At 67.5% G+C, this 12,662-nt stretch carries 11 protein-coding genes; 3 read left to right on the top strand and 8 right to left on the bottom strand.

Features of this window, described 5'->3' with window-relative positions; all coding sequences use genetic code 11:
* Nucleotides 1-192 precede the first annotated feature (192 nt).
* Nucleotides 193-516, top strand: a complete 324-nt coding sequence (locus U1872_RS10420; protein WP_332792841.1) for a hypothetical protein — start codon at nt 193-195, stop codon at nt 514-516.
* Nucleotides 517-735: 219 nt separating this feature from the next.
* Here the strand turns inward: U1872_RS10420 and U1872_RS10425 are convergent, their stop codons facing one another.
* Nucleotides 736-1,872 carry a DUF2855 family protein gene (locus tag U1872_RS10425; protein ID WP_332792842.1) on the bottom strand — a complete coding sequence of 379 codons (1,137 nt, stop codon included), beginning with the start codon at nt 1,870-1,872 and terminating at the stop codon, nt 736-738.
* 139 nt (nt 1,873-2,011) lie between these two features.
* On the opposite strand from U1872_RS10425, the gene U1872_RS10430 reads away from it, so the two are divergent.
* On the top strand, nt 2,012-2,809 hold the full coding sequence (locus U1872_RS10430) for an SDR family NAD(P)-dependent oxidoreductase (protein ID WP_332792843.1): 798 nt from the start codon (nt 2,012-2,014) through the stop codon (nt 2,807-2,809).
* A 13-nt stretch (nt 2,810-2,822) separates the two neighbouring features.
* On the opposite strand, the gene U1872_RS10435 is transcribed toward U1872_RS10430, so the two are convergent.
* From U1872_RS10435 to U1872_RS10465, 7 genes are all read right to left on the bottom strand, one after another.
* Nucleotides 2,823-4,439 (bottom strand): putative glycosyltransferase family protein, encoded by a 1,617-nt coding sequence (locus U1872_RS10435; RefSeq protein WP_332792844.1) that lies wholly within the window; start codon nt 4,437-4,439, stop codon nt 2,823-2,825.
* A 1-nt stretch (nt 4,440) separates the two neighbouring features.
* Nucleotides 4,441-6,012 (bottom strand): hypothetical protein, encoded by a 1,572-nt coding sequence (locus U1872_RS10440; protein ID WP_332792845.1) that lies wholly within the window; start codon nt 6,010-6,012, stop codon nt 4,441-4,443.
* Nucleotides 6,013-6,022: 10 nt separating this feature from the next.
* A complete protein-coding gene (locus U1872_RS10445; RefSeq protein WP_332792846.1) occupies nt 6,023-7,720 on the bottom strand; it encodes a hypothetical protein in 1,698 nt (565 codons plus the stop codon).
* A gap of 126 nt (nt 7,721-7,846) precedes the next feature.
* On the bottom strand, nt 7,847-9,067 hold the full coding sequence (locus U1872_RS10450) for an argininosuccinate synthase (RefSeq protein ID WP_332792847.1): 1,221 nt from the start codon (nt 9,065-9,067) through the stop codon (nt 7,847-7,849).
* 35 nt (nt 9,068-9,102) lie between these two features.
* Nucleotides 9,103-10,359: a class I SAM-dependent methyltransferase gene (locus U1872_RS10455; protein WP_332792848.1), complete on the bottom strand. Its 1,257-nt coding sequence runs from the start codon at nt 10,357-10,359 to the stop codon at nt 9,103-9,105.
* A 19-nt stretch (nt 10,360-10,378) separates the two neighbouring features.
* Nucleotides 10,379-11,140: a molybdopterin-dependent oxidoreductase gene (locus U1872_RS10460; RefSeq protein WP_332792849.1), complete on the bottom strand. Its 762-nt coding sequence runs from the start codon at nt 11,138-11,140 to the stop codon at nt 10,379-10,381.
* Nucleotides 11,137-11,907 (bottom strand): cytochrome b/b6 domain-containing protein, encoded by a 771-nt coding sequence (locus U1872_RS10465; RefSeq protein ID WP_332792850.1) that lies wholly within the window; start codon nt 11,905-11,907, stop codon nt 11,137-11,139. Before U1872_RS10465 ends, U1872_RS10460 begins: the two co-directional genes overlap by 4 nt.
* 108 nt (nt 11,908-12,015) lie before the next feature.
* On the opposite strand from U1872_RS10465, the gene U1872_RS10470 reads away from it, so the two are divergent.
* The gene (locus U1872_RS10470) at nt 12,016-12,645 is read left to right on the top strand and encodes a flavin reductase family protein (protein ID WP_332792851.1); all 630 of its coding nucleotides are present in this window, start codon (nt 12,016-12,018) and stop codon (nt 12,643-12,645) included.
* Nucleotides 12,646-12,662 lie beyond the last annotated feature (17 nt).

A 12,662-nucleotide genomic window follows, 5' to 3' on the forward strand; every position in this document is an offset into this window, starting at 1 on the left:
TGAGAGATCATAGCTTCGTATGCAATGTCCGCAATTGGTCGATTTGAGACCGGCTGCTTTTACGCCCGTTAGCTGTCGGTCGGCTTTGGGGCGTCGTTTACGCGCGCGCGGCCATCGAAAGGCGATAGTTGGTGGAAAGCGGACGTTGCGGATCGCGCCGTGTCGGGGCACTACCTGCGCCGAGAGGCACCCATGACGATCGACAAAATCGCTCTGTTTGAAACCACCAAGGCGCTTTGGCCCGTAATGGTTGATGTCTCCGATCCGAATGCGGCCAATAATATATACCGGACCCATGAGAACGCGTTTCCGCAGGATGACGATTGGCAACAACTGGCGCTCTGGTCCTTCCACCAAGCGCTTGCGGCTCATGAAAAGCGTTCTCTCGCAAGAGGGCTACCGAGCATTCATCCGCACCAAGTTACGTTCGCCGAGTTCGATACTTGGATGCGGTCCAACCTGAACGGTGACGACTGTTGGTTGGAGCGGCGAGCGGAATACGAGACAGCAGAGTAGCGCTGAATGGCCGATTATGGTCGGCTGCCGACCTTCAAAGCGTGTAGCGGCGAAGTAGGTTTCGAACCTACCAAATCTTCCGGTTGGCATCGGCAAGGGCCGCTTTCCGGACAATTCCCACCACCGCGTTTCCCTTGTCACGGTGCGCTTCGCCACGAGCGGTCTACCTCATTTACGGAACGACGGCTATTGGGCGCAAGCCGTCACTAACCGCCCCCCTCACATCCGCACGACATACCCCCGGTCCGGCCGCGCCGTCCCCGCGACTTGCGCGCGCCAGACGCGTTGCAGCGCGTCCATCCCCGTCTCCTGCTCGACGCCGACCAGCCCGCCGGCAAGCGCGACGAAGCCGCGCCACGCCTCCGCCACCGCGGCGTTGAAGCCGTCCTGGCCGATCTCGCCGATCAGCGCGGTCGCCGCGTCGGGCGCGAAGAACCACACCGGCCGGGGGCCGGCGAGCAGGCCCGTCTCGCCGCCCGCGTCATGATGCGTCGCGCCCACGCGCAGGCAGTGCCGCAACCGGCCCGGCATGCCGGCATAAAGCGACCGCAGCAGCGCGGCATCGCCAGCCATGTCGATCACCACCACGCCGCCGCCCGTGTCGGCGCCCATTCCGACCCCCATGTCGGCCCCCATCTCGACTGCCGCCCCGCCCCCGGCAAGCGCGCCGAGCGCGTCATAGGCGATCACCTGGTCGTACAGCCCGGTCGCGGTGACGAACCCCACATTGGCCGCGCTGGTCAGCCCGATCCGGCGGATGCCCGGGCTGTTCCGGCGCAGCACATATGCCGTGCCGAGCGCGGTCTTGCTCGATGCGCTGGTCAGCACCGCGCTCCCCGCGCCGTGGAAGGCGTCGCGCCGCAGCGTGTCCTCGATCAGGAAGCTCGTCAGGAACAGCGGCTCGAACAGCATCCGCAAATCCTCGTGCGCCGCGTCATGCGCCGGATCGGCCGACAGCCGGCGATACTGGTTGTAGATCGCGCTCATCGGCTGGCGGTGCGGCGCCATGTCGCGGAACAGCCCTGCGGAAATCCTGCCGGGCCGGACGATCAGGTGCGTCGCCATCGGCATGAAGCCATAGACCCGCTCGCCGACCGCGATCTCGGCGACGCGCGAGTCGATCACCGTGGCATAGCCCCATGCCGGAACGATCCCCCAGCCCTCGGCCGCGGGGAAGAAATCCCAATAGCGCAGCTGCTCGCCGACCACCGCATAGGTCACGGTGTTGGCGGTCACCGCGAAGGCCGTGATCTGCAGCAGCAGCTCGCCCTCGCCCGCTTCGGACGCGAGCGTGTCGTTGATCGCCAATTGGTCGAGCGCCCCGCGCCGCACCAGCATTTCGCGCTTGATCGGCATGCCCGTCTCCCTTGCTGTCGTGCCGCATCATGGCGTGCGCCGCGGCGCGAGGCCAGCCCCGCTAGGCAGGTCGCGCGCGGCGGTTGATGAAACATTTGTTAGTTGAACCTTATGTTTAGGGACCATATCGGACCTATCCATGGACTATCACGGCGGGTCGACCCTGATCATCACCGGCGGGGAGACCGCCATCGGCATTGCCTGCGCGCGGCGCCTGGCCCGGATGTTCGGCGCGATCACGCTCTCCTATCGATCGGATCATGCCGCTGCCGAGCGGCTGTGCGCCGCGATCCGCGCGAGCGGCGCCCGCGCGCTCGCGGTGGCCGGCGACGTCGGCGAGCCGGACGCGGTCGAAGCGCTGTTCGCGGCGAGCGAGGCGCGCTTCGGCGTGACGCGCGCGCTCGTCAACGCCGCCAGCACCGACCTGCGCGGGCCGCAGATCGCCGATCTCTCGATCGCGCATTTCGTGCGGACGGTCCGCGCCGACCTCTATGCGCCGTTCCTGACGTGCCGCCGCTTTGCCCGCGCGCTGGCGCCGTGTGGCGCGCTCGGCGCGGTGGGCGCCGGCGCGCGCGGCGGCATCGTCAACGTCTCGGCGCTGCACGAGATTTCGGTCGAGCGCGGCAGCGCGTCGCAGCTGAACGCCACGCTCGCGCGCGAGCTGGCGCCGCTCGGTATCGCGCTCCACGGTATCGCGCTCGGCCGCATCGGCGCGCCGACGCCCGCGGCGCTGTTCGGCGGCGGCGTCGTGCTGCCGGGCCGCGGCGACCCGCCGGTCGCGGTCGGGCAGGAGACGCCTGCCGACATTGCCGAGCGGATTGCCGTACTGCTGGCGCCACAGGTCGTCGGTCCGGCCATGGCGCAGCGCGCTGCGATCGCAGCCCCGCCCGCCGCTGCGATCGCCGCCGAAACGGCGGACGCCGGGCTCGCCGGCTAGTCCGCCGAGCGGCTCAAAACGGCGTCGGGCGCGGCCGGGCGGTGCGCAGGTCGGCGTCGCTGATCGCGATCCCGCTCTGGCTGTGGTCGACGCGGAACAGCACGCTCGACCCGTCGCGCCAGATTTCGACCAGCCCCTGGTTGAACTTGGCGTCATAGGCCGGCGGGCGGATCAGCCAGACATAGTCGAACGCGTTGCGCGGGAAGCGCGCCATCGCCTTGTTGATCGGGCGCCACCATTCGCGCGGGCATTGCACGCTGGTGACGATCTCGGACGGGTCGTGCGCGAAGCGCTGCGCGCGCTGATATCGGACCGTCAGCAGCTGCGCGCCGGCCATCGACCATTGGTCGTTGGCATAGGCCGCGCGGCGTTCGAGCGCGATCGCCGGGAGATGCTCGAGCCGCGTCATCGTCCACGGCGCGCCGCATTGCGCGCCGACGAAGGTGACCAGCTTGGCGCCGACCGGCAGATGGTCGAGCGCCTTCAGCTCGCGGTCGTAATCCTGCGCGAACATCCAGAAGCTCGCCGTGCCGGCCGCGATGCGGATCAGCACGAAGGCGAGCCCGGCGGCGGCGAGCGCCGCGCTGCCGCGGATCGACAGCCCCTTCTTGGGCCGCACCGCGATCACCGCGATCGCGAGCATGAACGGCGCGAGCCGCATGTCGGCATAGGCCGATCCGAACACGATCCGCGGCAGCAGGATGAACACCGCGAGCAGGAACAGCGCCGACAGGCCGAGGTTGCGCGAATATTCGACGCTCGGGTCGCGGAAGCCGCGGAACAGGATCAGCAGCAGGATCGCCATGCCGCCGATGTCGAACGCGACCCAGCGGTCGCGCAGCGCCATCGTCATGTAGCCGATCTTGGCGCGCCAGTTGAACCAGTCGCCGGTCTGCCCGCCGACATGCTCGCCGCTGCGCCACAGCACCATCAGCACCAGCGGCAGCGCGAGCGGGATGCAGCCGAGCCCGGCGCGCAGCCACGCCTTGATCCAGCTGAGCGGGCCGCGGTCGACGCGCGCATCGTGCTGGCGGACCATCTCGGCCGAGCATGCGAGCACGCCGAGCACGCCCCAGCCGAAGGTGTGGCACAGCCAGATCACGCACGACAGCGGCACGAAGATCGCCGCGCGCAATCGGTAGCGCTGGTGCCGCGCGAGCCGCAGCCACAAAGCGAAGGCGTTGAGTGCGAGCGCCATCGACAGCGCGAAGTTCACGAAGCCGAACTGGAAGGCGTAGCTATAGGCGAGCGGCAGCGCGAACAGCGCCGTCGGCGGGATCCGCCCATGCACCTCGCGCGAGATCCACAGCAGGCCGGTGACCGTCAGCGCGGGGATCATGATGACGATCAGCTTGACCGCCGGCTCGAGCCCGAACAGCTTGGCCAGCGGGATGATCAAAATGTCGATCCCGAGATTGCCGATCAGTTGCCAGCTGAAATTATACCAATCCGACAACCACGGAAATTCATCCCGCGAAAGCTGGACGCGATAGCGCCCCATATGCCCGGGCAGATCGACCAGCGGCGGAATCTCCGGGCGCAGCAGCGGGAGCATCGCGATCAGGGCCATCGCCGCCACGAACCAACGCGTCTGCCACCAATGAAGCTCGTCTGAACCGTCGTACGCCATGCTAGCGCCTTACCGGCGAAACGGGCGACGCGACAAGGGTTGCGGGCCGCGCCGACGGTGAGCCGCGCGGGTCGACGCGGTAAACCGCCGAGACTGCGTCCGACCAGATCGGCGTCAGGTCGCGCGCATGCGCCCGCCCTACCGGAAAGCCGATCGTCCAGACATAACCGAAGGTTCCGCGGTCGAACGACGCGATCGCCTGGTCGAAATCGGTCTGCTCGGGCACCGGTCGATAGACCAGTTGCGATGGATCGCGGTCGAGCGGGGCCGCGCTCGGGTGCAGCGGACGGATCAGTTGCTGGCCGCGCAACGCCCATTGCTCGTTTGTGAAGATCCGTCGCCGCGCGATCGCAATACCGGCGATATGGGTGAAGCGGCGATTGGACCATTGCCCGCTGGACGGCTCGTCGACCAACGTCAGCACCGCCGATCCGACCGGGAGTGCCGGCAGCGCTCGCAGCGCCGCCGCCTGGCCCGAGGCGAACAGAGCGAAGGCCGCGGTCGTCCCGAGCGTCCGCATCGCGAAGAACAGACCGCCGCCGAGCGCAAAACGTCCCGCCAGCGGGCCCGCGGGCGGCAGCCGGATCGCGGCCAGCCCGAGCGCAAGCGCGTAGGGCAGCAGACGCATGTCGACATAGGCTCCGCCGGCATAGAGACGCGGCAATAGAATGAAGGCCATCAGGCCGAGCACCGCCGGCACCGCCACCGTCTTCGCAAATCCCAGCCGCGGCGAGCGGATCGCCAACCACACAAGGGACAGGAGCAGGATCAGGCTGATGAGATCATAGCTCTCCCACCGCTCGCGCAGCACTGAAACCGTCCATTGCAGCTTGGCAGTCCAATGGAACCAGTCACCCGTGTCGCCCGAAAGCGGCTGGTGCGCGAACGCCATCGCCGCAGCCTGCGGCAATGCGAGCGGCGCGCAGACGCAGCCGGCGAGCAGCGCCGCACGGATCCAGCCCTGCCCCGCATCGCGCCGCATCGCCCATTCGGCGCCGAACACGAACAGACCGAGCATCGCCCACCCGAAACTGTGGCACAGCCACACCAGGCAGGCGATCGGCACGAACAGGACGATCCGCCACCACAGCGGCGCGGTCCGCGCCAAGCGGATCCAAAGCGCCAGCCCGCCGATCGCCAGCGCCGCGGCCAACGCGAAATTGACGAAACCGAGCTGGAAAGGGAAACTGTATGCGAGCGGCAGCGCGAACAGTGCGCTCGGCGGCATGCGCCCATGCGCCTCGCGCCCGACCCATAGCAAGGCCGCGACGGTTAGTGGCGGTATTAGCATCACCGTCAGCTTGGCGGCAGGCTCGATCCCCAACAGCGGTGCGAGCAGCAGAACCAGCCCGTCGACCCCGAGATTGCCGATCGGCGCCCAGTCGACCGCATAATGCAGCGCGAGCGGCCCGCGCCCGGCTTCGGCCATGATGCGATAGCGTCCGATATGACCCGGCATGTCGCTGAGCGGGGCGAATGCCGGCCACAAGAGCGGCACGGCGGACGTGAGGATTGCGGCGACGACGAACCAGCGTGTCTCCCACCAGCGCGGCGTGTCGGTGTTCCCCTGCATTGGCCGGGTCTTACCGCGAGCGTCGCTCCGGAAACAAGCCGGGTTCGACGCGGTACAGCGCAAGCTGCTGATTTTGGGTAGCGATCGGCCGGAGCCACGGCGGCGGTGCGCCGCGGCGCAGCGCCTGCGCCATCGAGCCGCTGCCGGCATCGCCGAAGCCGTCGGCGCACAGCGCGACATACCGGACCTGCCAGATCTGCGCGACCCGCGCCGCCTGCACCGGGTTGCCGAGAAAGAAGTGGTAAACCGCCAGGTTGCCCGCGGTGTTGCGATGATAAGGCGCGCCGACCACCTGCAAGGTCGTGGCGCCGATCGCAAAGCCACCCAGGTCAAGCGGCGCGAGCAGCCGCCCTTGCGGCAGCCTTGCGAGGTCCGCCAACGCCGCCGGCCCGCTGCAGCCGTCTCCGGGCAGATCGCGACCGGGTGTCCCCGCAGGTACGATCGCCTGCGCTGCGATCGGATAGAGCATCCCAGCCGAGGCCAGCCACGCTCCCGCCATCGCCACTGCCCCGCGCCGCCGTGCCGCCGCGATCACCGCCGCGAGACCTGGCGCCGCGAGAATTGCCCCGGCATAGGCACCGCGCAACTGCACGCAGGTCAGCACCAAGGCGGCGAGTTGCAGCAGCAACAGGCAAGACCAGCGCAGGTCGCGCGTCACGCGCAGCTGCCACGCGCTCGCCAGCACCCCCGCGCCCATCACCCCGGCATAGCCGAAGGCGGTCGGCAGCGATGCCGCGAACAGCGGTTGCGCCTCGCCGACGTTGCTCAGCCACAGCCGCGCCAGAAGCGGGTCGACCATCCCATAAGGCGACAGGCACTGCGGCGCGACCAGCACAATCCCCGCACCGATCAGGCAGAGAATGATCGCACCAAGCACAGCGCGCGTCGCCGGGCTGGCGATGTCGCGCGCGGCGAGCGCCATTCCCATCGGCGCGAAGGCGGCGATCACCCCGGCGCGCCACGCCGTCATCGTGAAGCCGTCGCACGCCGAAAAATCCCACAAGGTCGGCCGGAACAGGATCGACGCGGCCAGCAGACCGGCGCCGATCCCGATCCCGAATCCCATCATCCGGTCGTCGGCCCCCGGTCGCGCCTGCAACCATCCGATCGCGAGCGCCACCCCTGCCGCAGCGAGCAGCGGCGCCGTCTCCATACCGATCACGAAACTCGCCGCCGCAGCGAGCCCGGCCACGAGACCCGGCTCGATCGCCGGTCGGGCGACCAACCCACGGGCCACGATCAACAACAAGACGACCTGCAGCCCGTGATGATCGATCCGCCCGGGCAGGAAGATCGTCGTTGTCGGAAAGGCAATCGCCGCGACGACCACGGCTGTGCGCGCGATTGCGCTGCCGCCGAGCAAGCGCGCGATCCGCGCTATAAGAAGCAGCGCGCCCGCAAACAGCAGCGTCGGCCAGACGATCACCGCCACCAGCTCGGCGCCGTGCGCGCCGAGCAGCGGGGTGAGCAGGGCGATCATCGCACCGGGAACGAGATCTGGCAGCCGCGACCAGTGCATCGCCAACCCCGGGGCCGCACCGAGCCGGTGCTGGCTGAGATCGGCAAACGCCTGCCCAGCCAACCAGTCGCGGATCTGCTGCAAGCGCAGCATGTCGTCGGTATCGGGCAAGCGCAGCGCCGAAAGCGCCGGCCAGTCGCGCCACGCCCACACCGCGCACAACAGCGCCGCAAGCGCGGTGGCGCACAACGCGTCACTCCACGCTGACCGACGAAGATCGAGACCACCCATTCCCCCGCTCTAGCCGCAGGGGGTTAAAGCCGCGTTAGACCGGGCGCCTTCCTATCGCGCTCCGGGCAAACGGCGGCTTCGGCATCAATCGCGGTCGCGCCGGCCGAGCAGCCGCAGCCGCAGTGCCTGCAGCTTGATGAAACCGGCCGCATCGCGCTGGTCGTACGCACCCTGATCGTCCTCGAACGTCACGACCTTCTCCGAATAGAGCGAGAAAGGCGACTTGCGCCCGGTGACCGAAACGTTGCCCTTGTAGAGCTTCAGGCGAACGGTACCCGTTACCGCGGTCTGGCTATGGTCGATCGCCGCCTGCAGCATCTCGCGCTCGGGGCTGAACCAGAAACCGTTGTAGATCAGCTCGGCATAGCGCGGCGCGAGCTCGTCCTTGAGGTGCGCGGCACCCCGGTCGAGCGTCAGCTGTTCGATCCCGCGATGCGCGAGGTGATAGATCGTCCCGCCCGGCGTCTCGTACATGCCCCGCGACTTCATGCCGACGAAGCGATTCTCGACCAGGTCGAGCCGGCCGATGCCGTGGCGCCGGCCCATCTCGTTGAGCGTCTCGAGCAAGGTCGCGGGCGACATGCCGACGCCGTTGATCGCCACGCCGTCGCCACCCTCGAAATCGATCGTGATCGTCTCGGGCTCGTTCGGCGCGTCCTCGGGATTGACCGTGCGCGAATAGACATAGTCGGGGACCTCGTCCCACGGATCCTCGAGCACTTTGCCTTCCGACGAGGTGTGCAGCATGTTGGCGTCGGTCGAAAACGGCGCTTCGCCGCGCTTGTCCTTGCTCACCGGGATCTGGTGCTGTTCGGCGAATTCGATCAGCTTGGTGCGGCTGGTGAGGTCCCACTCGCGCCACGGCGCGATCACCTTAATGTCGGGCGCGAGCGCATAATAGCCGAGCTCGAAGCGCACCTGATCGTTACCCTTGCCGGTCGCACCATGGCTGACCGCATCGGCACCCAGCATCCGCGCGATCTCGATCTGGCGCTTGGCGATCAGCGGCCGCGCGATCGAGGTGCCGAGCAGATACAGCCCTTCGTAGAGCGCATTGGCGCGCATCATCGGGAAGACGTAGTCCTTGACGAATTCCTCGCGCAGATCGTCGATGAAGATATGCTCGGGCTTGACCCCCGCCATCTCGGCCTTCTTACGCGCGGGCTCGAGCTCCTCGCCCTGCCCGAGATCGGCGGTGAAGGTGACGACCTCGCACTTGTAGGTCTGCTGCAGCCATTTCAGGATCACGCTGGTATCGAGCCCGCCCGAATAGGCGAGGACGACGCGGTTGATCTGGTCAGTCATGCGAGCGAATCCTTCGGTTTTGGCGCGGGTGCGCCCTATGCGACCCGCGCGGCATGCGCAACCGCGAGCGCCCGCATCGCGCGTTCGCCCTCGATCATGTAATCGCGCGTGATCGGCAGGACATGGCGGTTCTTGGCGAACTGGATCTGGTAATTGACCATCCCGCCATTGTGGAACGCCTGCCCTGCCCCGGCGAGGTAGAATTGCCACATTCGATAGAAGCGCTCGTCATACAGAGCGACGATCTGCTCGCGCGCGGCGACCACCCGGTCGTACCAGTCGTCGAGCGTATAGGCATAATGCAGCCGCAGCACCTCGACGTCGGTGATCATGAAGCGCAGCCCCTCATTCGCCGCGACGATCTCCGACAGCGCCGGATTGTAGCCGCCGGGGAAGATATATTTCGCGGTCCACGCATCGGTGACGCCGGGGCCACCCGCGCGCCCGATCGTGTGCAGCAGCATCACGCCGTCCTCGTTCAGCAGGTCGCGGCACTGCCGGAAGAAGGTCGCGTAGTTCGCCGGGCCGACATGCTCGAACATCCCGACCGAGACGATCCGGTCGAACTTGCCGGTGACATGGCGATAGTCGATCAGCTCGAAGCGCACCTTGTCGGCCACGCCCGCCGCGACCGCGCGCTCGCGGGCGACCTTCAGCTGCTCCTCGCTCAGCGTCACGCCCAGCACGTCGGCACCGGTGTGCTGGTGCAGATACAGCGCCATCCCGCCCCAGCCGCAGCCAATGTCGAGCACCGTCATCCCCGGCTTGAGCGCGAGCTTGGCGGCGATATGCGCCTTCTTGTCGTCCTGCGCCTGCTCAAGGCTGTTGTCGGGGTCGGTGTAGTAAGCGCAGCTATATTGCCGGTCGGCATCGAGGAACAGATCGTAGAGTCGGTCCGACAGGTCGTAATGGTGCGCGACGTTGCGCTTCGACTGGCGCGCCATGTTGATCCGGCCGAAGCGGTGCGTCACCGCCTGGATCGCGCGGCGCAGCGGCGAGGCAGCAAGGCCGTTATTGCCCGCTTCCCACGGGTCGTTCGCGGTCAGCAGCGAGATGAGATCGCGCGCGTCGCCCTGCTCGATCACCAGCCGCCCGTTCATATAGGCTTCGCCCGCGCCGATCCCGGGATCGCGCAGGATCGCCTTCACCGCGCCGGGGTCGGTGAAGCGGATCGTGACATCGGGAAAGCCGGCATGCGCTGTGCCGAACTGCCGGGTCTTGCCATCGGCATGGTGGACGGTGAGGGTACCGCGCTGGACGCGCTTGGCGAGAAACAAGTCGATAAGAGCCATATCCGGGCGCATTTAGCGACTAGATGCCGGCATACCAATCGTAATCGATCGCATCCTCCCAATAGCCGCCCTTGCCCTTGCCGATTCCGGCGAGCGATGCGACCGCGTCGATCCGCATGATATATTTCGCCTGCTTGTAGCCGAGCTGCCGCTCGACGCGCAGCCGCACCGGGGCACCGTGGCCGACATCGAGCAGATGCCCGTTCATCCCCCAGGCGAGGATCGTTTGCGGATGGAAGGCATCGATCAGGTCGATCGATTCGTAATAATGCTGGCCGGAAAAGAGGTCGGCGCAGGTGAACACGATGTAGCGCGCGGTCGTGCGGATGTCGGCCGCCTTGAGCACCGTGCCGAGCAGCGGCCCGTGCCACTGCCCGATCGCGCTCCACCCCTCGACGCAATCGTGCCGCGTGATCTGCGTCCGCGCCGGCATCGCCAGCAACTGCGCATGCGACAGCGCAAGCGGCCGATTGACCAGCCCGCCGACCTCGAGCCGCCAGTGCGCGAAGCGATCGGCGACCATCGCGCCATATTCGGGCGTGTTGGGGTTGTTGGTGCCGTTGGTGCGGAAGAAGGGCGACATCTGGTCGGGGCGATATTCCTTCGCCAGGCTGCCGCGGTTCGACAGCGCGCGCTGCAGCCCCTCGTTGATCTTCTCGCCCGAGAACAGGATTTTGCGCAACGCCGGGTTGTTGGCCGCGCTGTCGCAGCCGGTCAGCAACGCACCGGCACCGAGTACGCCACTGGTCAGCAGCGCACGCCGCGTCAGGATCGCGCTCATGCCACTTCCTCCGGCCGCCCATCGTCGGGAACGCGCCACCAGCCCGTCACCATCGACTTCACCTCGGGCCAGGCGCCCGCGAGGATCACCAGGACGAGATGCACGATGATGAACAGCACCAGCCCCGATCCGGCGATGAAATGCACCGAGCGCGCCGACGCGCGCCCGCCGACCACCGCGAGCAGCCACGGCCACGCCGCGGTCATTGCCGGCGACAGTGCCAGCCCCGACACGATCATCGCCGGGATCAGCCCGAAGATCGTCAGCGCGTAGGACAGCTTCTGGAAGATGTTGAACGCGCCCGGATGCTTGGGATCATGGAAGCGCAGCGCGAGATGTTCCTTGAAATCGAACCACAGATGCGCCGGCGCGAGCTCCTTCAGTCGGATCCGCAGATCCTTTTGAAAATGGCGGTTGATCAGGCTCGCCACCATGAAGGCGAGCAGGCCGAAGCCGAACACCAAGGCGAACAGCAGATGCCAGCGCCGCGCGATCGCCAGATTGTAGCCCGCCGGGATCGTCAGATAGGACGGCATGTGCGGCGGATTGAACCACGGATGATCCGAATTCGCGCCATATTCGCCCCAATAGAGGTGCGGATGCGCGTTGAGGATCGTCAGCCCGCTGCCGATCATGATGACGATCGTCACCGCATTGACCCAGTGCCAGATCCGCGTCGCAAGACGATGGCGATAGACCGGAGTCCCCGCGGGAACGGCCTGGGATGCGGCGGGTTGTCCCGCAGGCGGCTGGGGTTCGTCGGTCATGCAAATCCCTGTTCGCGCCACGCGGCGGCTTGGTTACACCCTAGTCGCAGCCACGCGCCGGCGAAACCGCAAACACGACCGCACCTATGAGCCAAGGGCCGCCCGATCATGTCTGACCTGCATTTCTACGAACCGCGCAACGGCCATGCCGGCGTGCCCGGCCTCGCGCACGATCCGCTCAATGCGATCGTCGCGCCGCGCCCGATCGGCTGGATCAGCTCGCTCGCCGCCGACGGCACGCGCAATCTCGCGCCGTACAGCTTCTTCACCTTGCTCAACTATCGCCCGCCGATCGTCGGCTTCGCCTCGATCGGCTGGAAGGACAGCGTCGCCAACATCACCGCGACCGGCGAGTTCGTCTGGAACCTCGCGACGCGCGCGCTCGCCGAACCGATGAATGCGAGCGCGGCGATGGTCGCGGCGGGGGTCGACGAATTCGATCTCGCTGGCCTTGAGCCGGCGCCCTCGCGGATCGTCGCCCCGCCGCGCGTCGCAGCCAGCCCTGTCGCGTTCGAGTGCCGCCACACCCAGACGCTGCGCCTGCAGGGCGCCGATGGCGCCGAGATCGACACCTGGCTGATCCTCGGCGAGGTCGTCGGCATCCACATCGCGCCGCATCTGATCGCGGACGGCGCGTACCGCACCGCCGCGGCGCACCCGATCCTGCGCGGTGGCGGCCCGGCCGATTATTTCGAGATCGGCGAGGACACCCGCTTCGAGATGCGCCGGCCAGCGTAACGCGCAAGCCCCTCCCC

This window comes from Parasphingomonas frigoris (genome assembly GCF_036663815.1).
Classification (GTDB): Bacteria; Pseudomonadota; Alphaproteobacteria; order Sphingomonadales; family Sphingomonadaceae; genus Sphingomonas.